This window comes from Acidovorax sp. Root275 (assembly GCF_001428965.1).
GTDB lineage: Bacteria > Pseudomonadota > Gammaproteobacteria > Burkholderiales > Burkholderiaceae_C > Acidovorax > Acidovorax radicis.
Map to the genome: position 1 here is coordinate 434,917 of NZ_LMJH01000008.1, position 24,671 is coordinate 459,587.

The following is a 24,671-nucleotide window of genomic DNA, read 5'->3' on the forward strand; positions in this document are numbered from 1 at the left end:
AAGGGGACTGCGTCACACCTTCTCAGAGCTCGCCCCGGGGGCCGCGCCCCATGAGCTGCGCCACGGCCTCGGCAGGTTGCAGGCGGCCGTCGAGCAGGGCCACGGCTGCCTCGGCGATGGGCATGTCCACGCCCAGGGTCTGTGCGCGCTGCACCACGGTGCGGGCGCTGTAGACGCCTTCTGCCACATGGCCCAGGGATTCCACCGCCTGCGCCAGGGTCTGGCCCTGCGCCAGCAGCATGCCCACGCGCCGGTTGCGCGACAGGTCGCCGGTGGCGGTCAGCACCAGATCGCCCAGGCCGGACAGGCCCATGAAGGTGTCGGGGCGTGCGCCCAGCGCCAAGCCCAGCCGCGTCATCTCGGCCAGCCCGCGGGTAATGAGGGCGGCGCGGGCGTTGAGCCCCAGCGCCAGCCCGTCGCACAGGCCGGTGGCGATGGCCAGCACGTTTTTCACTGCCCCGCCCACTTCCACACCCACGATGTCTTCGTTGGCGTACACGCGCACACTGGGGCTGTGGAAGGCGTTGACCAGCGCATCACGCACGGCGGCATGGGGGCTGGCGGCCACCAGGGCCGTGGGCTGCCCCAGCGCCACTTCCTGCGCAAAGCTTGGGCCGCTGAAAACACCCGCTATCAAATCAGGAGCTACTTGCGCTTGCACCTCATGCGCCAGCAGTCCAAAAGATGCTGAATCGGCACCGGTGGCCACGGCCTCAAAACCCTTGCACAGCCACGCCACAGGGGCGGTGCAGCCGGCAAGCGCCCGCAGCATGCCGCGCAGCGCCGCCATGGGTGTGGCCACGATGACCAGGTCGGCACCCGGCAGCAGCGTGGCAAAGTCGCCGTCTGCAATGGTGAGGGAAGCGGGGAAGGCGATGCCGGGCAGGTAGCGCGGGTTCTGGCGCTCCCCGCGCATGCTGCCTGCCTGGGCGGCGTCGCGCGCCCAGAGCGTGACCGCATGGCCTGCAGGGTGCTGGGCCGCGCTCATGGCAAGCGCAGAACCCCAGGCACCGGCACCCAATACTATGATTTTCATAGCTTTTGGCGCTTATCTATCAAGCGCTAGAGGCCAAAAAGCCTCTAAACGCTGATGATTACTGCGTGATGATGGGCGAAGCCTGGCCGGCGGCCTGCGCTTGTTGCTGCTCGTACATGGCCTGGAAGTTGATTTCGGCCAAGTGCACGGGCGGGAAGCCGGCGCGGTTGATCACGTCGGCCACGTTGCCGCGCAGGTAGGGGTACACGATCTGTGGGCAGGCGATGCCCATGATGGGGCCCATCTGGTCTTCCGGCACGTTGCGGATTTCAAAGATGCCGGCTTGCTTGGCTTCGACCAGGAACACGGTCTTGTCCTTGATCTTGGTCTGCACGGTGGCGGTCACGGCCACTTCATAGATGCCTTCGGCCACGGGAGTGGCTTCCACACCCAGCTGGATGTCCACGCTGGGCTGCTCTTGTTCGAGCAGGATGCCGGGGGAATTGGGTTGTTCCAGCGACAGGTCCTTCAGGTAGACGCGTTGGATCTGGAATACGGGGTTTTCTTGGTCGGCCATGGTGAAGTCTCTTATGCAAACGGGTTTCAGCAAAACGAAACCCGCCGGGGATCAGCTCCCGCAGCGGGCACATGGGGCTGCATTATGCAGCGCCCGGTGAGGGGGTCAGGCGGCGCCCAGCAGGGGCATCAGCTCGCCGCGACTGTCCAGCGCCACCAGATCATCGTGGCCACCCACGTGGGTGTCGCCGATGTAGATCTGCGGCACCGTGCGGCGGCCGGTGATCTCCATCATATGGACGCGCGCGGCGGGGTCGGTGTCGATGCGGATCTCTTCGATCTGCTCCACGCCTTTGGACTTGAGGACCTGCTTGGCCCGGATGCAGTAGGGGCAGACAGCAGTGGTGTACATCTTCACGGGTTGCATGGCGGTTCTTCCTGTTGGGCAACGAGACCAGGCACAAGCCTATCGTTGATGGAATAACTGGGGGCGGTTCAGGCTTTTTCCACAGGCAGGCTGGCTTCGCGCCACGCCTTGAGGCCGCCGGCCATGGCCTGGGCGTTCTCATAGCCCAGCTTCTTGGCCATGGCCACGGCACGGTTGGCGCGGGCACCGGTGGCGCACACCAGCACCAGGGGCAGGGCCTTGTTCTTGACCACGGTCGGCAGGCGCTCTTCGAGCTGGCCCAGGGGCACGTTCTTGGCACCGTTCACGTGGCCTGCGGCGAATTCCTCGGTTTCGCAGACGTCGATGACCACCGCCTTTTCGCGGTTGATGAGCTGCACGGCCCGCGCGGGTGTCAGCGAGCCGCCACTGGCGTTCTTGAGGACCGGCCACAGCAACATGCCGCCCGAAGCCAGTGCAACAAAGATCAGATACCAGTTGTCGATAATGAATTTCACGAAGATTCCTTGGGTTGGCGAACAGCGTAATTCTAGAATGCTGGGTTTTGGCCCGCATTTCTTTGACCCGCCTTTCCTGGGGAAACCATGTACAAACTCGTCCTCATCCGCCACGGTGAATCCACCTGGAACCTTGAAAACCGTTTCACCGGCTGGACCGACGTGGATCTCACGCCCACTGGCGTCTCCCAGGCCATGTCGGCCGGCAAGCTGCTCAAGGCCGAGGGCTATGAGTTCGACCTGGCGTTCACCAGCGTGCTCAAGCGCGCCGTCCACACGCTGTGGTACGCGCTCGACGAAATGGACAGCACCTGGCTGCCGGTGGTCAAGGACTGGCGCCTGAACGAGCGCCACTATGGCGCCCTGCAGGGCCTGAACAAGGCCGACATGGCCAAGCAGTACGGCGACGAGCAGGTGCTGGTCTGGCGCCGCAGCTACGACACCCCCCCGCCAGCCCTGGAGGCTACGGACCCCCGCAGCGAGCGCAACGACCGCCGCTACGCCGCCCTGGCCGAAGGCAGCGTGCCGTTGACGGAATGCCTGAAGGACACGGTGGCCCGCGTGCTGCCGTTCTGGAACGATGCCATGGCACCCGCCATCCGCTCAGGCAAGCGCGTGGTGGTGGCGGCGCACGGCAACTCCATCCGCGCCCTGGTGAAGTACCTGGACAACATCTCCGAATCGGACATCGTGGGCCTGAACATTCCCAACGGAATCCCACTGGTATACGAACTCGACGCCGATCTCAAGCCCATCCGCCACTACTATCTGGGCGATGCCGAGGCGGCCGCGAAGGCTGCAGCGGCGGTCGCGTCGCAAGGCAAGGCGTAAAGCCGGGGTAAAGACAGGGAAAACCTGCCGATATTCTGTCGAAAGTGAGCGCCTGTGCGGAACCGCAGCGGGTTTGGTCCTTCCAAGGTGTATATTGGTTTTGAAGCGGTAAAAGGTGTTGTATGGGCCACAAACTCAAAATTGCAGGATGGGTGTCGGTAGGTGTCGTGGCTGGGGCTCTGACGACGGTATCGTTGCAGACGGTAGCCCGCGGCGCGATGACCCCGCTGCCGCTGGAGGAAATCCAGCAGCTGTCGGCGGTGTTTGGCCTCGTGAAAACCGACTACGTCGAGCCGGTGGATGACAAGAAGCTCATCACCGACGCCATTTCCGGCATGGTGGCCAGCCTCGATCCGCACTCCCAGTATTTCGACAAGAAGTCCTTCAAGGAATTCCGCGAAGGTACCTCGGGCCGTTTTGTGGGGGTTGGCATCGAGATCACCCAGGAAGACGGCTTGATCAAGGTGGTATCGCCCATTGAGGGTTCGCCCGCCTTCCGTGCCGGCCTCAAGACCAATGACCTGATCACCAAGATCGATGAAACGGCGGTCAAGGGCCTGTCGCTCAACGATGCGGTCAAGCGCATGCGTGGCGAGCCCAACACCAAGGTCACGCTCACCATCTTCCGCAAGGACGAAAGCCGGACTTTCCCCGTCACCATCACGCGCGAAGAGATCAAGACCCAGTCCGTCAAGGGCAAGGTGGTGGAGCCTGGCTACGGTTGGATCCGCCTGTCGCAGTTCCAGGAGCGCACGGTCGATGACTTCGTGCGCAAGGTGGAAGAGGTCTACAAGCAGGAACCCAACCTCAAGGGTCTGGTGCTGGACCTGCGCAACGATCCCGGCGGCCTGCTGGATGCCGCCGTGGCCATCTCGGCGGCATTCCTGCCGGAAAACGTCACGGTGGTCACGACCAATGGCCAGCTGGCAGACAGCAAGGCCACCTACAAGGCGTCACCCGACTACTACCAGCGCCGCGGCGGTGGTGATCCACTGCGCCGCCTGCCTGCAGCCCTCAAGTCCGTACCGCTTGTGGTACTGGTGAACGAGGGCTCCGCATCGGCCAGTGAGATCGTGGCTGGCGCCCTTCAGGACCACAAGCGCGCCACCATCATGGGCAGCCAGACCTTTGGCAAGGGCTCGGTGCAGACCGTCCGCCCGCTGGGGCCGGATACCGGCATCAAGCTGACCACTGCGCGTTACTACACCCCCAGTGGCAAGTCGATCCAGGCCAAGGGCATCGTGCCCGATGTGATGATCGACGAGTCGGAAGAAGGCAACGTCTTTGCGGCCCTGCGTATGCGCGAGGCCGATCTTGACAAGCACCTGGGCAGCGGCCAAGGCGAGGAAAAGAAGGACGAAGCCCGTGAAAAGGCCCGCGAGAGCGCCCTCAAGCGCATGGAGGAAGAGGCCAAGAAGCCAGCCACGGAACGCAAGGCTCCGGAGTTCGGCTCGGACAAGGACTTCCAGCTTGTGCAGGCGCTGAACCAGCTCAAGGGACGGACGGTGCTGGTCAGCAAGACGTTGACAGAACGCAAGGACGAGAAGAAAGAGAATTGAGCTTTCGCTCCCTGCGCTGAAGGCCGGATTTCCAGCGAGATCCGGCCTTTTTTCTTGCTTTTTTTCCAGAGATTTTCGCCATGACCGATGACCAGCTCTTGCGGTNTGCGGTCATCGTGGGGGCGGGTGGTCTCGGTTCGCCTGCGGCGCTGTACCTGGCGTCTGCCGGTGTCGGCCATATCACCCTGGTGGACGACGATGTGGTGGACCTCACCAACCTGCAACGGCAGATTGCCCACACCACTGCCCGGGTGGGCCGGCCCAAGGTGGAGTCGGCAGCCAGCGCCATGGAGGCCATCAACCCGGGAGTGCGGGTGACGGCGTTGCAGGCGCGTGCCGATGCCACCGTGCTGGATGCGCTGGTGCAGGACGCCTCGGTGGTGCTCGATTGCAGCGACAACTACGCCACGCGCCAGGCCATCAATGCAGCTTGTGTGCGCCATCGCAAGCCCCTGGTTGCGGGGGCTGTCATCCGCTTTGATGCGCAGATCACGGTGGTGGATCCGCGCCACGCCGCGTCGCCCTGTTATGCCTGCATTTTTCCGCCCGAGGCGGAATTTGAAGAGGTGCGCTGTTCCACCATGGGGGTGTTCGCGCCGCTGGTGGGCGTAGTGGGGGCCATGCAGGCGGCTGAGGCCCTGAAGCTGCTCGCGGGCATCGGAACATCGCTGGCGGGGCGCTTGCTGATGCTCGATGGGCGAACCATGGAATGGAGCACCATGAATGTAGCGCGCGCTGCGCACTGCACGGTGTGTGTTGTTCGGTAGGATTATTCCTACAACATCCACGTGTGGTGGCTGGCAGAATCCGCTCAGCCGAACCTCTAAATTTGAGGCTCGACAAGCGCAAACGTGCGCTGACCGTGAAACTGGGCCCTTCTGTGAAACTCCGCACCTACATCGTTGAAGACAACGCCACCATTCGAGAGAACCTGATCGGGACGCTCGAAGAATTGGCGTCCGTAGAAGCGGTAGGGGTTGCGGAGACGGAGGACGAGGGCAAGAACTGGCTTGCCACCCACGGCGAACAATGGGACTTGGCGATCGTGGATCTTTTCCTGCGCCAGGGCAGCGGGCTGGGTGTGCTGGCGGCGTGCCGCTCACGCCGCCCCGGCCAGAAGATGGTGGTACTGAGCAACTACGCGACGCCCGATGTGCGCATGCGCTGCGCGCAACTCGGGGTGGATGCGGTTTTTGATAAATCCAACGAAATCGATGCGCTGGTGGATTACTGCATCCAGCACAGCAGCAGCCCCGCGGGAATGGATGCTGCTAACCAATCCTTCTCGGCGCCTGGCCACTCGCTGTGACGTTCGGCCCTGCCGCGCGGGATGCGCGGCGGGGCTTCTTGTTTTTACCGCTCCTGTTGTCTGGCTGAGCAAGCCGCCAGGACCCCGGACTGAGGCCACCCCATGTCAGTCAATCAGGCGGTTCTTGAGCGCGTAGTAAGTCAGATCGCTGTTGGACGACAGACTCATCTTTTCCATCAGCCGCGTGCGGTAGGTGCTCACCGTCTTCACGCTCAAAGACAAGGCCTTGGCGATATCGCCCGCCGTCTCCCCCTTGGCCAGCTTGAGGAACACCTGAAACTCGCGTTCAGACAGCTGCTCGTGGGGCGGTGCGTCATCCTTGCGATTGAGCTGCTGGGCCAGCAGTTCGGCCACGGCAGGCGTCAGGTAGCGCCGGCCCAGCGCAATGGTGCGGATCGCCTCCACGATTTCCGAGGGTTCGCATTCCTTGTTCAGGTAGCCGCTCGCACCCTGGCGGATCAGGTTGATCGCATAGTGCTCTTCGGGATATCCGCTCAGGATCAGGATGCCCATGTCGGGCGCCTTGGCGCGCAGCATGGCCAGGGCATCCAGACCGCTCTGGCCGGGCATCGAAAGGTCCATCAGCAGGACATCAATTTCCTTGTTGCGCACCAGGTCGATGGCTTCGCGCCCGTTGGAGGCTTCGCCCTCCACCCGCAGATCCACATGCTCCGACAGGAACTGCCGCAGCCCGGAACGAACAATCGCGTGGTCATCCACAATGCCAATCTTGATCATCGATCTTTCTTTCGCAGGGCGGTGATGCCGCTCCTGATGTTTGTTGGTTGCAAATTGTTCCGGCACTTCACCCCTGGTGGCAGGGTGGTGCCCGGGTCTACACACATTATCCAGAATACCGCGTATGAGTCTTAAAGAAAACACCCGCATCTGGTTGCCCAAAGTCCGCAGGATGGCACTGAGCCTGCCCATGGCGTTGCTGGCGGCCATGGTGCTGGTGGGTATCAATGAAACGGGCCACATGCGGTCTCAGGATGCGGTGGAGCAAATGACCCACGGCCAGAACACGCGCAAGGCCGTCAATCTGCTGCTGCAGAGCATGCTGGACGCAGAAACAGGGCAGCGTGGTTACCTGCTCACCGGCAACGAGACTTACCTGGAGCCGTACGACAAGGCCGTGGCCACCGTGCAGACCAACCTGGACGGCTTGCGTGGGCTGTTCATGGACGCCCCGGATGACATGCAGGAGTTTGCGCTGCTGTCGCGGCAGATATCCCGCAAGCTCGCGGAGATGGAGCTGAGCCTGCGCTTGCGCCGGCAGGGCAATGAAGATGCCTGGAAGTTCATCCTGCACACCGATGTGGGCAAGGAACACATGGAGGCGATCCGCAAACACGCGCTGGAATTGATTGCCCGCAGCGACCAGCACGTGAAACAAGGTCAGGAGCAGATCGAGCAGTCGCTCATGCTCTCGCGCATCGGCATTGCCACCGTCACCGTGATTGGCTTGTTGGCGTTTTACATGTACCTGCGCCAAGCGCAGGCGCTGCAGGTGGTCAACCTGCGCGAGCAGGCCCTGCTGGAGCGCGAACGAGACCGCCTAGAAGGCCTTGTGAAGGTCCGCACGGCAACACTTTCCGAGCTGGCGAACCACCTTCAACAAGTGCGCGAAGACGAGCGCGGGCACCTCGCGCGGGAGCTGCACGATGAACTGGGCGCGTTGCTCACAGCGGCAAAGCTCGATGTGGCGCGGCTCAAATCCAAGATCGACGCCAATGCCCCTGAAGTGGCAGAACGGCTCAAGCACCTGACCGAAACGCTCAACAGCGGCATTGCGCTCAAGCGCCGCATCATCGAGGACCTGCGCCCTTCGTCGCTTTCCAATCTCGGCTTGACGGCCGCGATCGAGATTCTCACGCGCGAATACGCCGAGCGCGCGGGCATCGAGGTCGAGACCAGCCTGGAGGCGGTCCAGCTGCCCGATGCCTCGCAACTCACGGTGTACCGCATGGTGCAGGAGGCGTTGACCAACATTGGCAAATATGCCAAGGCCAGCAAGGTGCTGGTGTCGGTGCATGGCTACCCCACCCATGTGGCCGTCCAGGTGCGCGACGATGGCGAGGGGTTTGACCCGGCCACGGTGCGGCCTACGTCGCACGGGCTTTCTGGAATGCGCCACCGGGTGGAGTCTGCGGGCGGCAGGCTCTCCATTACCTCCCGCCCCGGCAACGGCACCCTGGTTTCCGCCGTGCTGCCGCTGCAGCGCCGCAGCGCCGAGTCGCCGCAGGTCCCCGCACTGGACGCTTGACGAGGATCGAGCCGGGGTGCAGCAGGTCCCGTCCTACAGGCGGCTCGCTGTGCCGCCGACAGGCCCGCGCGCCGGGCACCGGCATCTTTGGCCCCGAAGGTTCCCTACAGTGAATCCCAGGCGCTAAAGTTCTTGTGCCAACCCAACCGCCGGCAACCGGCCACCTCAAGAGGAGAAGGAGAAAGAAATGTTGCACTACGCAGTTGTTTTTCTGGTGATCGCGTTGATCGCTGCCCTGTTCGGCTTTGGCGGTATTGCTGCCGGTGCCGTGGGCATCGCCAAGATTCTGTTCTTCGTGTTTGTCATCATGGCGGTCGTGACCTTTGTACTGGGTCTGCTCAAAAAGGGCTGACGCCCCGGACCGCGCAATCAAGCACCCGCATCCACCCTTTCAAGGAGTTTCCGCATGAGTATCCAGACCGCTACCGATAAAGTTGCCAACAGCGCCCGCCATCTTGCCGACGACGTGCTGCAGAGCGCACAGGACGCCGTGCAATCCACCCGCACGGCCGCCAACAACTCGTTGGAAAAAGCAGAGGAAGGTGTGCGTGCGCTGCGCAGCCAGACCGACCCGGTCATTGACGATCTTGCTGCACGTGCGCAGGATCTTGCAGCACGCAGCATTGGCTACTGCGCAGAGACAAGCGCCCGGGCCCGCCGCCAGATGCTGCAAGCCGCAGACGCCACGAACAAATATGTTGCCGAGCAACCCGGCAAGTCGCTGGTGATTGCCGCCGCCTCGGGCGCGGCACTGGCCACGCTGGTGCTGTGGATGTCGCGCCGTCGGCACGCCTACTGAGCCGCACCCATCTCCCTACAGTCCGCCGGTCGCGGAGGGTGCAACAGACCGGCAGATTGCAATCTTCCAGCACCCGCGTTCCCAACCATTCTCAAAGAAGGACAACACCATGAAATACGCACGTGCACTCGCTTTTGCCGCTGTCGCTGGCATCACCATCATCACGGCCACTGGCTGCTCGGTAGCCCGTGAACAACAAACCGTTGGCTCCTATGTGGACGACGCCGGCATCACCACCGCCGTGAAGGCCAAGATGGCGGAAGACAAAAACGTATCGGCCACTTCCATCAGCGTAGAGACGCTCAACGGCACGGTACAGCTTTCGGGCTTCGCCAAGTCGCAGGCTGAAAAGAACCAGGCGGAAGCCATTGCACGCAACACCAAGAATGTGCGTGAAGTGCGCAACAGCATCGTGGTTCGTCCCTGACCGGATTGCCTGACACCATGCGCCTGCGGTCTTCCAAAGCCGAAGGCGCATAGGCACTGACCGCCAAGCAGGCTCCGGGCATGTCCTGGAGCCTGCTTTTTGCATGGGTGCATCCATTGGTGCCTCCCAAGCCTTGTGCGTTGGCCACACTCCACGGGGTATAAGCTTCACACCATGCGGGTATTCAATTGCGACCATTGCGGTCATCTGGTTTTTTTCGATAGCGTGCAGTGCCTGCACTGTGGCAGCGCGCTGGCATTTTTGCCCGATGTGCTGACCATCGCGGCCCTCGCGCCTGCGCCGCAGGACGGTGCCGACCTGTGGAGGCGCAGGGGCGGGCGCGGCAGCACCGACTACAGTGGCCGCCTGTACCGCATGTGCCGTAACCATACCGAGCACCAAGCCTGCAACTTTGCGGTGCCGGCCAACGACTACGCCGAACTGTGTGTGTCCTGCCGCCAGACCCGGGTGCTGCCCGATCTTTCGGAGGCGGCCAACATGGGCCGCTGGATGCAGATCGAGGCTGCCAAGCGGCGCCTGTTTTACAGCCTGGCCCGTCTGGGCCTGGAGCCGGCACCGGGGCGCACCGGGCCGGTTTTTGAATTTCTGGCGGAATTGCCCGGAGGGCCCCCTGTCATGACGGGCCACCACGGCGGGACGATCACTCTCAATGTGGCCGAAGCGGACGACGACGAGCGCGCACGCCGCCGCATCGCGCTGGGCGAACCTTACCGAACGCTGATTGGCCACCTGCGCCATGAGTCTGGTCATTTTTACTGGGACCAGCTGGTGCGCGACGGTGGGCGCCTGGAAGACTTCCGCCAGATGTTTGGCGACGAGCGCCAGGACTATGCCGCCGCGCTGGAGGCCCACTACGCCAAAGGCAACGACCTGGGCGACTGGGCTGATCACCACGTCAGCGCCTATGCCGCCGCTCACCCCTGGGAGGATTGGGCGGAGACCTGGGCCCATTACCTGCACATGATTGATCTGCTGGAGACATCGGCCAGCTATGCCACCGAGGTCACGATCCCTGGCATCTATGGCGCGCAGCGCAGCAGCGCCATCGACCCGTTTGCCAGCCCGGCACCTGATTTCCAGTCCATGGTGCAGCACCTGGTGCCGCTGACACTGCTGCTCAACAGCCTCACGCGCAGCCTGGGGCAGCCCGATGCCTATCCGTTTGCGCTGGCCGGCGAGGTGCTCGCCAAGCTGAGGTTTGTGCATGACGTGGTGCGCGAAGCCGCCCAGCGACCGACCCCGGTCGCGGCTCCTGCCCCATCGGTGCCCCCTGTACCTGCCGCCAAACCCATCAATAAAAAGAATAGCAAGATAACCAGCAAGGACATGCGCTAGCGCCTGATTTTTCTCAAATTCTGCCGTTATCCAAGGGTTGGGGCGACCACGGCCTGGAACTTGCTAAATGTCTGCGAGGAGATTGGCTCTCATGCAGAAGTTCAACGCGATGGTTATTCCGCTTCCCCCGCAGCGTTGGAGCGGTATGGCGGGTTGGTCTGGTTCGCCAGGCGTGATGCCGGTGCGCCCTGCCGGGGCAGGGTTTGCGCACGGCGCGTGCGCAAACCCTTGGCGTGGTAGGCCGCCAAGACAATCGGGGTGCCGGGCGAGCCACCCCCACCGAGGCGAATGCACACACATCACCAACGGAGGTCACGACCATGCTGAGCCGCACTGCTGATCACCTGTTCTGGATGGCCCGCTACACCGAGCGGGCAGAAAAGCCCTGCGCAGCCGGGCTTTCGACACAACACCGCCAGCGTGCGCAGCACGCCCGGGGTTCTCTGCCCCCGTTGAACAAGGAGGCCGTATGCTGAGCCGCACTGCCGACCACCTGTTCTGGATGGCCCGCTACACCGAGCGGGCAGAGAACACCGCCCGCATGCTGGACGTCAACTACCAAAGCGCGCTGCTGCCGCAATCCACCGAAGTGGCCATGCAGGGCTGGCAGGGGCTGTTGTCCATCAGCGAGCTGCTGCCCGCCTACACCGCCCAGCATGGAGAGGTGACCCCGTCGAAGGTGCTGCATTTCATGGTCAAGGACCCGGCCAACCCGTCGTCCATCGTGGCCTGCCTGCAGGCCGCGCGAGAGAATGCCCGGGCCGTGCGCGGTGCGCTGAATACCGAGGCGTGGGAGATCCTGAACCAGACCTGGCTCGAGGTGAACCGGCTTATTGACGGCGGTGCACTGGAGAGGGACCCGGCGCGGTTCTTCGAATGGGTGAAGTTCCGTTCGCACCTGTCGCGTGGCGTCACGGTGGGCACCATGCTGCAAGACGAAGCTCTGCACTTCATGCGGCTGGGCACCTTCCTGGAGCGGGCCGACAACACGGCGCGCCTGCTGGACGTGAAGTTCCACGCCGTGCAGAGCGACTTCATGGGCACGGCCACGGAGCAAGACCAGGATTACGACTTCTACCACTGGAGCGCGATCTTGCTGAGCGTGTCCGGCTTTGAGACCTACCGCAAGGTCTATCGCGACGTGATCACCCCCGAGCGGGTGGCCGAACTGCTGATCTTGCGTGCCGACATGCCACGCTCACTGCATGCGTGCATGAAGGAGGTGCTGGGCAACCTCGACATGCTGGGCAGCGGCCAATCTGCAGAGACGCAGCGGCATGCGGGGCGGCTTCTGGCCCACTTGAAGTTCGCGCGCATCGACGAAATTCTGACCCACGGATTGCATGCTTATCTCACGCAGTTTCTGGAGCGCGTGAACGACCTGGGCGCGCGTATCAGTCAGGATTTCCTGGTGCCTTCGACGGCGTGACGTGGGCCACTTCGGGTGCCGCTGCGGGTTCGCTGACCGGCACTGGCTCCACGGTCACCCCCACCTGCAGCACATGGTGGTCGCCGCCATGGATCACGCCGCGCAGCGGCGACACATCCGAAAAATCGCGGCCGATGGCCAGGGTCACGTAGTCCTCGCCCGCCGCGCGGTCGTTGGTGGGATCCAGGTCAAACCAGGTGTTGTCGTCTGATGCGCCATCACTTTCGTCGGCTGCCGGTGACCACACCGACACCCAGGCGTGCGATGCATCGGCCCCCACCAGCCGGGGTTGCCCGGGCGGGGGCTCGGTCAGCAGGTAGCCGCTCACATACCGCGCCGCCAGGCCCAGGCTGCGCAGGCAGCCGATCATCACGTGGGCAAAGTCCTGGCACACGCCCCGGCGCAGCCGCAGCGATTCGAGCGCGGGCGTGCCCGCGTCGGTGGCGTTGGATGTGTAGGCAAAGTCGGCATGGATGCGCGACATCAGGTGGCGGGCAGCCTGCATCAGCGGGCGGCCGGGTGCAAAGCTCTGGGCGGCATAGGCCACAAAGTCGGCATGCCGGGGAATGTAGGGCGAGGCAAAGCTGAACTCGGTGGCCGCGTGGTAGGGCTGGCCACGCCGATAACCCAGGCGCTCGCGCACGGCCTCCCAGGGCTCGCCGGGCGGTGCGGCGGGCACGGGCAGGGTCTCCAGCAGGCTTTCGGCGCGCACCCGCAGTTGCTCGTGGGTGAACGGCAGGCTGAAGAACGCGCGGGTGTTGCCAAACACGTCCTGCACCATGTTGCACTGTGTTGGGGCGGGATCCACCTGCAGGCTGTGGGTCAGCACACGCTGCACCACACCGGTGCGCGGACGCAGATGGGCCATGTGCTGGGCGTTTTGCACCGCCGGGCTGTAGTGGTACACCGTTTCGTGGATGACGCGCAGCTTCATGGTCAAGCTCCTACGCTGTGCCGAAGTGCATCCGCCGAATGCGTGAAGTAGCGCGTGGCCAGCACATCCGACAAGCCCATCACGCCCCGCACACACCGGCCCAGATATTCCTCCAGAGCGGCATGGCGGCCTTCGGCGTCCTGTGCGCACAGGGCCACCAGCGACAGGTCGGACGCTTCGGGGATGCCCGTGGCTGCGGATTCGCCGGGCGTACCGGCGGCCGCTTCGATCTTGGCAATGCGCCCGCGCAGCGTCTGTGCGACCCAGGCCAGCGAGCGGGGGTTGTCGCGGTCGATCACCAGCAGGTCCAGCAGGGCGGGCATGTCGCGCCGCTGCTGGTACTGCGCGTGGAAGGTGATGGTGCTGTCAAACAGCGCCACCATGGCCTCGAAGCCGCCCTCATCGTGCACGGCGCCGGTCTGCAGGCCGCTTTCCAGCGCCGATGCCAGAAAGCCCAGGCGCTCCAGATGGCGCCCGATGGACAGCAGGCGCCAGCCGTCGTCGCGGGTCATGCGGTCGGTCTGCTGGCCCGTCATGGCTGCGGTGTGGCCGCTCAGGCCTTCCAGCTGGCGCAGCGCGTCCAGCGGCGAATAGTCGCCGTCGTCTTCGGCCCCTGTGCGGGGCGCAAAAAACTCCGCCTCGGCGCGCACGATGAGGTTCCAGTGTTCCTGCGACAAACGGTCGCGCACGGCCGAGGCCGCACCCAGGATGCCGCGCAGGTTGTAGCCCACGCTGGTCACCTGCGCGGGCTGCGTCAGCCCGGCGATCAGCGAGCGCTCGAACACGCGCCGTGCCTGCCCGGCCGCAGGCACGGTCGGCAGCACCAGCCCCTGGCTCACGCCCATGGCGCTCAGCCAGGTCAGCAGCGGCTGCGAGGTCTGGTCCTCCCCATTGAGGCATTGCAGCGTGATGCGCGCCAGGCGCGTGACGTTCTCGGTGCGTTCGGTGTAGCGACCCAGCCAGAACAGGTTTTCGGCCGCGCGGCTGGTCACCTGGCGGCTGCGGTGCACCACGGCGGGCGCGGCCTGGTTGTGGGCCAGCAGCGTGGTGGTGTCCACGGGGCCATCGGTCTGCACCCACACATCAGCACTGCTGCCGCCGCGCTGCATGGATGTGATGCCGCTGTCGCCCTGGGCCAGGCGGGCCAGCCCGCCCGGCAGCACGCGCCACGAGCCGGGGCCGTCGCACACCGCAAAAACGCGCAGCATCACCGAGCGGGGGGCGATGGGGCCACCGCCCTGGCCCGCACCCTCAGCGGCTTCACTGCGCCAGGTGGGCATCTGCGACAGCGGCAGGTGGGCCTGCACGGTGTATTCGTCCCCCTGGCCCTGGATGCGCTGGGACCACTGCGCCAGGTCTTGGGGCGACTGTGCGCCGCCGAGCACCGGCACCCGCTGCCCCATGGGCCAGGTGGGCCGGATCACGCTGTGGGCCAGTTGCGGCAGCACCGCCTGCATGGCAGAGCGCTCGCCACACCACCAGGTGGGCAGCGACGGCAGCGCGAGCTCTTCGCCCAGCAGGTGGCGCGAGAGCGCGGGCATGAAGCCCAGCAATGCCGACGATTCCAGGAACGCCGACCCCGGCGCATTGGCCACCAGCACGTTGCCCGCGCGGATGGCCTGCAGCAGGCCGGGCACGCCCAGGCGCGAGTCGCTGCGCAGCTCCAGTGGGTCGAGAAACTCGTCGTCCAGGCGCTTCAGGATGCCGTGCACCGGCTGCAGGCCGTGCAGCGTCTTGAGGTACAGGCGCGCATCGCGCACGGTGAGGTCGTTGCCTTCGACCAGCGTGAGGCCCAGGTAGCGCGCCAGGTAGGCGTGCTCAAAGTAGGTCTCGTTGTACGGGCCGGGCGTGAGCAGCACGATGCGCGCATCCTGCCCCGCCGGGCTCATCTGCCGCAGCCCGTCGAGCAACGCGCGGTAGGTGGCGGCCAGGCGCTGCACATGCATCTGGCGGAAGGCCTCGGGGAACAGGCGCGAGATGAGCAGCCGGTTCTCCAGCAGGTAGCCCAGGCCCGACGGCGCCTGCGTGCGCTGCGTGACGACCCACCAGTCGCCCTGCGCATCGCGCGCCATATCGAACGCAGCGATGTGCAGGTGCGTGCCGCCCACGGGCTGGACCCCATGCATGGCGCGCAGGTAGCCCGGGTGGCCCTGCACCAGCGCGCTGGGGAGCAAGCCTTTGTGCAGCAACTCTTGCGGGCCATACACGTCGGCCATCACGCGGTCGAGCAGGCGCACGCGCTGCAACACGCCACGCTCGATGTGTGCCCAGTCGCCTTGCGAGAGGATCAGCGGAAACAGATCGACCGACCAGGGCCGCTGTGGGCCGTCGGCATCGGCGTACACGTTGTAGGTGATGCCGTTGTCGCGCACCTGGCGCTGTAGGCTCTGCATGCGCCGGTCCAGGTCCTGGAAGCCCTCGGGCCCCAATTGATCGAAGAATTGGGCCCAGGCGCTAGTGATATCTGGCTTGTTTGCTATTGATTTGGGAGTACCTGATGCAGTGGCAGCACCGGGGGCGTCCGCCACGCTGGCACCCCGCAGCTCGTCAAAATGCCCGGCCGCCGCAGCAGGCGCCAGTGCAGCCGCCAACTGGGCTGCGCTGTCAGAAGGGTCGGGGGTGGGGAGGCTGTCGTTGAGGTGGTTCACTGCGCTCGATTTTCGGGCATTTGTTCGACAACACTCTGCGGGTAACCCGCACCGTCGAAACTGGCGGGGCCGATGCCAGAGACGCCAAGCAAGGGCCGCCCCGCAGCAAGGGCGTCGTCCCCCTGGGGGGAAGGCGCGCAGCGACTCAGGGGGGGCTTCTCTACCTCCGCATCTTGCGCCGCAGATCCAGTGTGAACGGAAACTCCCGGCTGCCCGGCAGCTCAATCGTCGCAGGCGGCACCGCCAGCCTGCCCGGTGTGTGGCCCATGCGCGAGAACCGCGCGAGGCGGCGGCTTTCGGCCTCGTAGGCGTTGACTGGGAAGGTGTCGTAGTTGCGCCCGCCCGGGTGCGCCACGTGGTACTGGCAGCCGCCCAAAGAGCGGTTCATCCAGGTGTCCACGATGTCGAACGTGAGCGGCGCATGGGCGCCAATGGTCGGGTGCAGGGCCGAGGGCGGGTTCCAGGCCTTGTAGCGCACACCGGCCACAAACTCGCCGGTGGTGCCCGTCGTCTGCAGCGGCAGCGGCTGGCCGTTGACGGTGACCACATGGCGGCTTTCGTTCATGCCCGTCACGCGCACCTCGATGCGCTCCAGCGACGAGTCCACGTAGCGCACGGTGCCACCGGCGGAGCCTTCCTCGCCCATCACATGCCAGGGCTCCAGCGCATTGCGCAGGGTCAGTTCCACGCCCATCGACTGTACCGTGCCGACCATGGGGAAGCGGAACTCGAACTGCGGCGCAAACCAGGCCGCATCAAACGCATAGCCCGCTGCGACCATGTCGGCCACCACATCGTGCATGTCCTGCTGGATGAAGGTGGGCAGCATCCAGCGGTCGTGCAGCTCGGTGCCCCAGCGGGCGGCGGGCGCGCGGTAGGGCGTCTTCCAGAAGCGGGCGATCAAGGCGCGCAGCAGCAGCTGCTGCACCACGCTCATGTGGGCGTGGGGCGGCATCTCGAAAGCGCGCAGCTCCAAGAGGCCCAGGCGGCCGGTGCTGCTGTCGGGCGAGAACATCTTGTCGATGGAAAACTCGCTGCGGTGGGTGTTGCCCGTCACGTCCACGAGGATGTTGCGCAGCGTGCGGTCCACCAGCCACGGCGGCATGTCCTGGCCGTACAGGGCGCGGTTGGATTCGATCTCGCGCAGTGCGATCTCCAGCTCGTACAGCTGGTCGTTGCGCGCCTCGTCCACGCGCGGCGACTGGCTGGTGGGGCCGATGAACAGGCCGCTGAACAAATAGCTCAGGCTCGGGTGGTTGTGCCAGTACAGCAGCAGGCTGGCCAGCAGTTCGGGCTTGCGCAAGAACGGCGAGTCGGCCGGTGTGGCGCCACCCATCACGAAGTGGTTGCCACCCCCGGTGCCGGTGTGGCGGCCATCGGTCATGAACTTCTCGGCCGACAGGCGCGTCTCCCACGCGGCCTGGTACAGGAACTCGGTGTGCTGCACCAGTTCCTTCCAGTGGCTGGCGGGGTGGATGTTCACCTCGATCACACCAGGGTCGGGCGTGACCTGCAGCACCTTCAGGCGTGCGTCGCGCGGGGGCGGGTAGCCTTCCAGCACGATCTTCATGCCCAGCTCTTCGGCCGTGGCTTCGATGGCGGCCAGCAGGTCCAGGTAGTCGTCCAGGCGCGCCAGCGGCGGCATGAAGACATACAACACGCCATACTTTTCACCCACCGCTTCCGCCTTGGGGCCGCTGGACCGGCGCGGGTCGCGCACCTCGACGCACATCGCAGTGCGCGACAGCCCGGCGGCCGACTGGAACTTGCCTGGGGGCTGCATGCCCGCATGGGGATCGGGCTGGCCCGCCTGGCGTGCGTGGTCGCCGCCTGCGGTGCCTGCAACGCCTTGCGCCATGCGGCGTGCCTCGCCCGGCGCAGTGGCACCCGCCAGGTAGGGCAGGCCACGGTCGCCGGTGACGGGGCCTGCTGGCACGGAATACCGCGCCCGCAGCGTGGTCGCAGCGGGCAGCGGGCCTTGGGGTGCGGTCGGGTCTGGCGGGATCAGGTGGTCGGTGTCTGCGGCCTTCACCCAGGGCAGGGCGTCCAGGGGCAGCCGGTAGCCCATGGGCGAATCGCCGGGGATGAGCAACATGCGGTCGTCGCGGAAGAACCAGGGGCCGGTGCTCCACACGCTGCCCACCAGCTTGCCCGACCCTTCACCCGCCTGCAGCGGCAGCACATAGCCGATCACGCTGTCGAGCTTTTGCTCGAACACGCGGCGCAGGCGAGCGCGCTCCAGCTCGTCGTCCAGGCGCGCGTCAAACGGGTCCACGTTGACCGGCAGGCGCCGCTCGCGCCACAGGTAGTAGAAGGTGTCCTCGTAGCCGGGCTGGATATAGCGATCGGTGATGCCCAGCTTGCGCGTGAGGTGGTGCACAAAACGTTCTGCGTCCGCGCTGGTGTAGTGCGATGGGTTGCGTTCGTCGGCAAACAGCGCGGGGTTTTTCCAGGCCGGCTGGCCGTCGGCGCGCCAGCAGATCGACAACGCCCAGCGGGGCAACTGTTCGCCGGGGTACCACTTGCCCTGGCCAAAATGCAGAAAACCACCCTGGCCATATTCGGCGCGCAGCTTGTGCACCAGCTCGGTGGCAAAGCCGCGTTTGGTGGGCCCCAGGGCGTCGGTGTTCCACTCGGCAGCGTCGCGGTCGCCCACGGCCACAAAGGTGGGCTCGCCGCCCATGGTCAGGCGCACATCGTTCGCGGTCAGGTCGGCATCCACCTGGTCGCCCAGCGCCTGCACGGCCTGCCACTGGTCTTCGGTGTAGGGCTTGGTCACGCGCGGCGATTCGAAGATGCGCGTCACGCGCATCTCGTGGTTGAACTCCACCTCGGCCTCGTCCACCCCGCCTTCAATCGGCGCGGCGCCGGAGGGCTGGGGCGTGCAGGCCAGGGGGATATGGCCCTCGCCCGCCATCAGGCCGCTGGTGGCGTCCAGGCCGATCCAGCCCGCGCCGGGCAGGTAGACCTCGCACCAGGCGTGAAGGTCGGTGAAGTCCACTTCGGTGCCACTCGGGCCATCGAGCGCCTTCACGTCGGGCGTGAGCTGGATCAGGTAGCCCGACACGAACCGCGCCGCCAGCCCCAGGTGGCGCAGCAGCTGCACCAGCAGCCAGCCAGAGTCGCGGCACGATCCACTGGCTTTTTGCAGTGTCTCCTCGGGGCCCTGCACGCCGGGCTCCATGCGGATGAGGTAGCGGATGTCCTGCGACACCTGCTGGTTGAGCTTGACCAGGAAATCGATGGTGCGCTGCTCGGTGCGGTCGATCTTGTCGAGGTAGGCCTGGACCAGCGGGGTGACCGGGTCGGCCGCCAGGTACGGCGCCAGCTCTTGCTGGATCTCTGCGCTGTAGTGGAACGGAATCTGCTCGGCCTCGGGCTCCAGGAAGAAGTCGAAGGGGTTGTACACCGCCATCTCGACCACCAGGTCCACCGTGATCTTGAAGCTGCGCGTCTTCTCGGGGAACACCAGCCGTGCCTGGTAGTTGGCAAACGGGTCTTGCTGCCAGTTGATGAAATGCTGTGCGGGCTCGACCTTGAGCGAATACGAAATGACGTTGCTGCGGCAATGGGGGGCGGGACGCAGGCGAACGGTTTGAGGCCCCAGGCCAACCAGCCGGTCGTATTGATAATGCGTGACGTGGTGGAGCGCGGCGTGGATGGGCATATGCAGGGCATGCTAGCAAGTCCCGAGCCATCGTGGTAAACAATCCCCGCGCCGGTGCCTTGTGTTCACGGCCTGTTCACAATCTGCGGTGCCGGTCTTTCCTTTCCAGTGGGCGACGCCGAACCCTCCACCGTCCGCCCCCATTCCTTCACAGCACCATCTTGGTGATTCACCCTGCCGCATAGCCATGTCCCAGCCACCCCAACTCCTGCTTTTGCCCGGCCTGGCGGCCGATGAACGTATGTGGCGGGGTGTCTTGCCCCACATGCCCGAGGCCCTGCGCCCGGTGGTGGCCACCGCCCACCAGGACGCCACGCTGCACACCATCGAGGATTTCGCCGCCCGGTTGCTGGCGCAGCACGCGGGGCCGCTGGTGCTGGCCGGAGCTTCCATGGGCGGGATGGTCGCGATGGAGGCCGCGCGCCAGGCGCCCGAGCGCATTGCGGGCCTGGCGTTGCTGGGCACCACGGCGCGGCCTGAAACCCCGGACATGCGGGCGCTGCGCGAGGCTGCCATCGAACTCTTTGAACAAGGCCGCCTGCGCGAAGTGATCGAGCCCAACGTGGCCTTTGCCTTCCACCCGGACAACGCCACGCGGCCTGAGCTGGTGCAGGCCTACCTCGACTTTGTGCTGGGCGCTGGCGCCGCGCACCTGGTGCGCCAGAACCGCGCCGTCATCCACCGGCCCGATGCCCGCCTGCACCTGCCCGGCGTGGCCTGCCCCGTGCTGGTGGTGTGTGGTGAGGCCGACCAGCTCACGCCGCCCGAATGTTCTGCCGAGATCGCGGCGCTGGTTCCCCATGCCGATCACACCCTGCTGGCCCACAGCGGCCACATGCTGACCATGGAACAGCCCGAGGCCGTCAACCACCTGCTGGTGCAGTGGCTGGCCCGCAATGGGTGGATTTGAACCGGTTTTTGAGTATTTTTGGCCGCTGGCGCTTATCCAATAAGCGCTAGAAGCTATCAAATTAGTAGCAAATCAGAATTCGAAGTTGTCGATCAACCGCGTGCTGCCCAACCGCGCAGCCCCCAGCGCCACCAGCGTGCCTGCCGCATCGGCCGCCGTGGCGGGCAGCAGGTCCGCACGGCGGCGCACGGTGAGGTAGTCGGGCAACCATCCCCGGGCGCGCAGGGCCTCCAGGGCCTGCGGCTCCAGCGCGTTGCGGTCGCCGGGGGGCGTGTTCAGCCACTGCTGGGCCAGTTGCTTCAATGCGGAAGGCAGCGCCACAGCCTCTTGCCGCTCTTCCCGGCTCAGGTACCCGTTGCGCGAACTCAGCGCCAGGCCATCGGCCGCGCGGCAGGTTGCGCCCGCCACCACCTCAATGGGCAGCGCAAACTGCTGCACCATGTGGCGGATCACCATGAGCTGCTGGTAGTCCTTCTTGCCGAACACGGCGGTGCCGCCGGTCTGGCCCAGCACGCAGGCAAACAGCTTCATCACCACCGTGCTCACGCCCACAAAAAAGCCGGGGCGAAAGTGCCCTTCCAGCATGTCGGCCAGCGCCGGGTCGGGGTGCACCTTGAACGTCTGGGGCTGCGGGTACAGGTCTGCCTCGCGCGGGGCAAACAGCACATCGCAGCCCGCAGCCTGCAGCTGCGCGCAGTCGGCCTCCCAGGTGCGGGGGTAGCTGTCGAAGTCCTCGTGCGGCAGAAACTGCAAGCGGTTCACAAAGATGCTGGCCACCGTCACGTCGCCCAGGGGCTTGGCCTGGCGCACCAGGGCGATGTGCCCTTCGTGCAGGTTGCCCATGGTGGGCACGAAGGCGGGGCGGCGGTGGGGTGCAAGGGCCTGGCGCAGGTCGGCGATGGAGTGGGCAATCAGCATGGGGCGAAAGGGAGTCAGTGGGCGAAAGCGAGGGGTGGCGGTTACCAGGCGTGTTGGGCGTTGTCGGGAAAACTCCCCTGCTTGACGGCCTGCACGTACGCCTCCATGGCGCCGCGCACACTGCCAGCGTCGTGCATGAAGTTGTGGACGAACTTCGGCATTTTTCCGAGGTTCATGCCCAGCATGTCGTGCAACACCAGCACCTGGCCGGCGGTGCCGTTGCCCGCGCCGATGCCGATGGTGTGGCAGTGCAGCAGCTCGGCCGTGAGGTCGGCGGCCAGCACGGCAGGCACCATCTCCAGCACCAGCATGGTGGCGCCTGCATCCTGCAGCTCATGCGCCTCTTTGCGCAGGGTGCGCGCGTCATCGTCGGTCTTGCCCTGCACGCGGTAGCCGCCCAGGGCGTGCACTGTTTGCGGCGTGAGGCCCAGGTGGGCGCACACCGGCACGCCGCGCTGCACCAGGAACTCCACCGTGGGCGCTGTCCAGCCCCCACCTTCCAGCTTGACCATGTGCGCCCCCGCCTGCATCAGCACGCAGGCACTGCGCAGGGCCTGCTCGCGGCTCTCGGCATAGGTGCCATAAGGCAGGTCGGCCACAAGCCACGCCGTGCCTTGCACGCGGTGCAGGCCGCGTGCCACGCTGGCCGTGTGGTAGGCCATGGTGTCCAGGCCCACGCCCACCGTGCTGGGCAGCCCCTGGCACACCATGCCCAGCGAATCACCCACCAGGATGCATTCCACCCCCGCCGCATCGGCCACCGCCGCAAACGTGGCGTCGTAGGCCGTGAGCATGGTGATCTTCTCGCCTGCGGCGCGCATCTGCTGCAGGCGTGGCAGGCTGACCGGGCGGCGCTGGGGCAGGGGCGATGCGGGCGGCAGGGTGCCGTAGGGCGTGGCGGAAACGGTGTTCGTGGCAGTCATGGGGCCTCCGTATGCAAAAAATTGCCGCGAGTCTATGCGACCAATAATGGGCGTACTTATTGGTTTCCTGCCCGGTAGAAAGCGGCCCGTGTTGGCGCAGTGGCCTTTGCGTTCCCGGTATGCTCGCGGCCCATGACAGCAGCGTTACACCCCGCGAACACCACGATGAGAGACACCGATGTAGCCGCCCTGGCCCAGGCCGACGTGGCCCGTGCCCTGGCTGAAGATGTGGGCCCTGGCGACCTCACGGCCGGCCTGATCGACCCCACCCGCCGCGCCCGCGCCCGCATCCTGGCGCGCGAGTCCGCCGTCATCTGCGGCGCCCCCTGGGCCGAAGCTGCCTTGCGCGCATTGGATCCCACCGTTCAGATCACCTGGCATGTGGCTGAGGGCCAGCGCTGCGCCCCGGACCAAGTGGTGCTGGAGCTCACGGGCAATGCCCGCGCGCTGCTCTCCGCCGAGCGCACGGCGCTCAATTTTTTGCAACTGCTGTCGGCCGTGGCCACCAAAACCCGCACCTATGTGGATGTGGTGGCTGGCACCTGTGCCCACATCGTGGACACGCGCAAGACGCTGCCCGGCCTGCGCTTGGCGCAAAAGTACGCCGTGCGCGTGGGTGGCGGCACCAACCACCGCATCGGCCTGCACGATGCCGTCCTGATCAAGGAAAACCACATTGCCGCCGCCGGCGGCGTGACGGCAGTGCTGCGTGCCGCCGACCCCGTGGCGGCGCAAGCGAAGTTCATCGAAATTGAGGTGGAAACGCTGGAGCAGTTGACCGAGGCGCTGAACGCGGGCGCGAAGATGGTGCTGCTCGACAACATGCCCCTGCCCACGCTGCGCGAGGCTGTGCGTATCAATGCTGGCCGGGCGATTTTGGAAATCTCGGGTGGCGTCACGCTCGAAGGCCTGCGCGAATTGGCTGAGACGGGGGTGGATCGCATCTCCATCGGCACGCTGACCAAAGACGTGAAAGCCACCGATTTCTCCATGCGCCTGCAGGAGATTCAGTAACCACCCCCCTGAGCCGCTGCGCGGCTTCCCCCCTCTCCTGCGGGAGGGGGGACGACGCCAGCGCGGCGGGGCGGCCCTTGCGCGGCGTCCACTGACTTTGTGCGTGCCAGTGCGAGGCGTCTTGGGCCTGAGGCAATCCAATGGAACCATGCCATGACAACTGTGATTGACATCGAATATGAACAGCCCGGCGATGCCGCTGAAGGCGCCGTCTGCTCTACCAAACACGCCTGGGCCCGCGTTCCGCCCGAGCCCACGCAGGCTGAGCGCGCCGCGCTCAAGGACAGGATCCGCCGCCTGCTCAAAGAGAAGAACGCGGTGATGGTCTCGCACTACTACGTGCACCCCGACCTGCAGGACCTGGCCGAAGAAACCGGCGGCCTCGTCAGCGATTCGCTGGAGATGGCGCGGTTTGGCCGCGACCACGCCGCGCAGACGCTGGTGGTGAGCGGCGTACGCTTCATGGGTGAGACGGCCAAAATTCTGAGCCCCGAAAAGACGGTGCTCATGCCCGACCTCGATGCGACCTGCTCGCTCGACCTGGGCTGTCCCATCGAAGAATTCAGTGCGTTCTGCGATGCCCATCCCGACCGTACGGTGGTGGTCTATGCCAACACCAGCGCCGCCGTGAAGGCGCGGGCCGACTGGCTGGTCACATCGAGCTGCGCGCTCGACATCGTCGGCGCCTTGAAGGCTGCCGGACAAAAGATCCTGTGGGCCCCTGATCGTCACCTGGGTGCCTACATCCAGCGCGAGACCGGCGCCGACATGGTGTTCTGGAACGGCGCCTGCATCGTGCACGACGAGTTCAAGGCCTTCGAGTTGGAGGCGCTCAAGAAGGAGCACCCCGGCGCCAAAGTGCTGGTGCATCCCGAGAGCCCCGCCGACGTGGTGGCACTGGCCGACGCCGTGGGCTCCACCAGCGCCATCCTCAGGGCCGCACGCGAGATGGACGCCACCGAATTCATCGTGGCCACCGACAACGGCATGATGCACAAGCTGCGCACGCTGAATCCCGGCAAGACCTTCTACGAAGCGCCCACGGCCGGCAACAGCGCCACCTGCAAGAGCTGCGCGCACTGCCCCTGGATGGCGATGAACGGCCTGGCCGACGTGGCGCGGGTGCTGGAAACCGGCGCCAATGCGATCCATGTGGACCCGGCACTGATCCCGCGCGCGCGCCAGCCCATCGACCGCATGCTGGCCTTCACTGCCGCGCTGAAGAACGGGCAGCCAACCGCAGGCCTGGTGCCGGGCATCGGGGCCGCCTGAGCCCAAGCGGAAGA

23 protein-coding genes and 1 pseudogene are annotated in these 24,671 nt (G+C 65.5%); 14 read left to right on the forward strand and 10 right to left on the reverse strand.

Annotated features, from left to right (window positions below; genetic code table 11):
• Positions 1–22: 22 nt before the first annotated feature.
• The 4 genes from ASE52_RS12120 to ASE52_RS12135 all read right to left on the reverse strand — a co-directional run bounded on the left by ASE52_RS12120 (position 23) and on the right by ASE52_RS12135 (position 2,395).
• Complete coding sequence (locus ASE52_RS12120; protein ID WP_010463154.1) at positions 23–1,036, reverse strand: NAD(P)H-dependent glycerol-3-phosphate dehydrogenase; 1,014 nt, start codon at positions 1,034–1,036, stop codon at positions 23–25.
• 58 nt (positions 1,037–1,094) lie between these two features.
• Positions 1,095–1,553: a protein-export chaperone SecB gene (secB, locus tag ASE52_RS12125; RefSeq protein WP_010463156.1), complete on the reverse strand. Its 459-nt coding sequence runs from the start codon at positions 1,551–1,553 to the stop codon at positions 1,095–1,097.
• Between the two features lie 105 nt (positions 1,554–1,658).
• On the reverse strand, positions 1,659–1,919 hold the full coding sequence (gene grxC, locus ASE52_RS12130) for a glutaredoxin 3 (RefSeq protein ID WP_057226401.1): 261 nt from the start codon (positions 1,917–1,919) through the stop codon (positions 1,659–1,661).
• A gap of 68 nt (positions 1,920–1,987) precedes the next feature.
• Entirely contained in the window at positions 1,988–2,395 is a 408-nt protein-coding gene (locus tag ASE52_RS12135; protein ID WP_010463160.1) for a rhodanese-like domain-containing protein, read from the reverse strand.
• Positions 2,396–2,482: 87 nt separating this feature from the next.
• Between ASE52_RS12135 and gpmA the strand changes: the two genes are divergently transcribed.
• The 4 genes and pseudogenes from gpmA (at position 2,483) to ASE52_RS12155 (ending at position 6,094) form a co-directional block, all read left to right on the forward strand.
• Entirely contained in the window at positions 2,483–3,226 is a 744-nt protein-coding gene (gene gpmA, locus ASE52_RS12140) for a 2,3-diphosphoglycerate-dependent phosphoglycerate mutase (protein WP_010463162.1), read from the forward strand.
• Positions 3,227–3,348: 122 nt separating this feature from the next.
• On the forward strand, positions 3,349–4,785 hold the full coding sequence (locus tag ASE52_RS12145; RefSeq protein WP_010463164.1) for a S41 family peptidase: 1,437 nt from the start codon (positions 3,349–3,351) through the stop codon (positions 4,783–4,785).
• A 106-nt stretch (positions 4,786–4,891) separates the two neighbouring features.
• Positions 4,892–5,552: pseudogene (locus ASE52_RS12150) on the forward strand (HesA/MoeB/ThiF family protein); the annotation flags it as partial.
• A gap of 113 nt (positions 5,553–5,665) precedes the next feature.
• Entirely contained in the window at positions 5,666–6,094 is a 429-nt protein-coding gene (locus ASE52_RS12155; protein WP_035197925.1) for a response regulator, read from the forward strand.
• 105 nt (positions 6,095–6,199) lie between these two features.
• Here the strand turns inward: ASE52_RS12155 and ASE52_RS12160 are convergent, their stop codons facing one another.
• Positions 6,200–6,832: a response regulator transcription factor gene (locus ASE52_RS12160; protein WP_010463169.1), complete on the reverse strand. Its 633-nt coding sequence runs from the start codon at positions 6,830–6,832 to the stop codon at positions 6,200–6,202.
• Between the two features lie 124 nt (positions 6,833–6,956).
• Between ASE52_RS12160 and ASE52_RS12165 the strand changes: the two genes are divergently transcribed.
• The 7 genes from ASE52_RS12165 (at position 6,957) to ASE52_RS12185 (ending at position 12,371) form a co-directional block, all read left to right on the forward strand.
• A complete protein-coding gene (locus ASE52_RS12165) occupies positions 6,957–8,360 on the forward strand; it encodes a CHASE3 domain-containing protein (RefSeq protein WP_010463171.1) in 1,404 nt (467 codons plus the stop codon).
• Between the two features lie 187 nt (positions 8,361–8,547).
• Entirely contained in the window at positions 8,548–8,712 is a 165-nt protein-coding gene (locus tag ASE52_RS25095) for a DUF1328 domain-containing protein (protein WP_010463174.1), read from the forward strand.
• Between the two features lie 54 nt (positions 8,713–8,766).
• Complete coding sequence (locus ASE52_RS12170; RefSeq protein ID WP_010463177.1) at positions 8,767–9,159, forward strand: hypothetical protein; 393 nt, start codon at positions 8,767–8,769, stop codon at positions 9,157–9,159.
• 109 nt (positions 9,160–9,268) lie between these two features.
• The gene (locus ASE52_RS12175; RefSeq protein ID WP_010463178.1) at positions 9,269–9,586 is read left to right on the forward strand and encodes a BON domain-containing protein; all 318 of its coding nucleotides are present in this window, start codon (positions 9,269–9,271) and stop codon (positions 9,584–9,586) included.
• 174 nt (positions 9,587–9,760) lie between these two features.
• A complete protein-coding gene (locus ASE52_RS12180; protein WP_010463180.1) occupies positions 9,761–10,942 on the forward strand; it encodes a putative zinc-binding peptidase in 1,182 nt (393 codons plus the stop codon).
• Between the two features lie 320 nt (positions 10,943–11,262).
• Complete coding sequence (locus tag ASE52_RS25100; RefSeq protein ID WP_010463181.1) at positions 11,263–11,418, forward strand: alpha-E domain-containing protein; 156 nt, start codon at positions 11,263–11,265, stop codon at positions 11,416–11,418.
• Positions 11,412–12,371: an alpha-E domain-containing protein gene (locus ASE52_RS12185; RefSeq protein ID WP_057226405.1), complete on the forward strand. Its 960-nt coding sequence runs from the start codon at positions 11,412–11,414 to the stop codon at positions 12,369–12,371. Before ASE52_RS25100 ends, ASE52_RS12185 begins: the two co-directional genes overlap by 7 nt.
• Here ASE52_RS12185 and ASE52_RS12190 read toward each other — a convergent pair.
• The 3 genes from ASE52_RS12190 to ASE52_RS12200 all read right to left on the reverse strand — a co-directional run bounded on the left by ASE52_RS12190 (position 12,337) and on the right by ASE52_RS12200 (position 19,620).
• Entirely contained in the window at positions 12,337–13,305 is a 969-nt protein-coding gene (locus tag ASE52_RS12190) for a transglutaminase family protein (RefSeq protein WP_057226407.1), read from the reverse strand. The two genes, ASE52_RS12185 and ASE52_RS12190, sit on opposite strands and share 35 nt — an antisense overlap.
• Positions 13,306–13,307: 2 nt before the next feature.
• Positions 13,308–15,953, reverse strand: a complete 2,646-nt coding sequence (locus ASE52_RS12195) for a circularly permuted type 2 ATP-grasp protein (protein WP_057226409.1) — start codon at positions 15,951–15,953, stop codon at positions 13,308–13,310.
• Positions 15,954–16,113: 160 nt separating this feature from the next.
• Positions 16,114–19,620, reverse strand: a complete 3,507-nt coding sequence (locus tag ASE52_RS12200; RefSeq protein ID WP_057226411.1) for a transglutaminase family protein — start codon at positions 19,618–19,620, stop codon at positions 16,114–16,116.
• A 187-nt stretch (positions 19,621–19,807) separates the two neighbouring features.
• Between ASE52_RS12200 and ASE52_RS12205 the strand changes: the two genes are divergently transcribed.
• On the forward strand, positions 19,808–20,530 hold the full coding sequence (locus ASE52_RS12205; RefSeq protein ID WP_057226413.1) for an alpha/beta fold hydrolase: 723 nt from the start codon (positions 19,808–19,810) through the stop codon (positions 20,528–20,530).
• Positions 20,531–20,602: 72 nt separating this feature from the next.
• Here ASE52_RS12205 and panC read toward each other — a convergent pair whose 3' ends face one another.
• Positions 20,603–21,448, reverse strand: a complete 846-nt coding sequence (gene panC, locus ASE52_RS12210) for a pantoate--beta-alanine ligase (RefSeq protein WP_010463194.1) — start codon at positions 21,446–21,448, stop codon at positions 20,603–20,605.
• Between the two features lie 41 nt (positions 21,449–21,489).
• Positions 21,490–22,371: a 3-methyl-2-oxobutanoate hydroxymethyltransferase gene (panB, locus tag ASE52_RS12215; RefSeq protein WP_010463196.1), complete on the reverse strand. Its 882-nt coding sequence runs from the start codon at positions 22,369–22,371 to the stop codon at positions 21,490–21,492.
• Positions 22,372–22,536: 165 nt separating this feature from the next.
• On the opposite strand from panB, the gene nadC reads away from it, so the two are divergent.
• A complete protein-coding gene (nadC, locus tag ASE52_RS12220; RefSeq protein ID WP_198928102.1) occupies positions 22,537–23,385 on the forward strand; it encodes a carboxylating nicotinate-nucleotide diphosphorylase in 849 nt (282 codons plus the stop codon).
• 153 nt (positions 23,386–23,538) lie between these two features.
• Positions 23,539–24,657, forward strand: a complete 1,119-nt coding sequence (nadA, locus tag ASE52_RS12225) for a quinolinate synthase NadA (protein WP_057226422.1) — start codon at positions 23,539–23,541, stop codon at positions 24,655–24,657.
• The last annotated feature ends 14 nt before the right edge of the window (positions 24,658–24,671 follow it).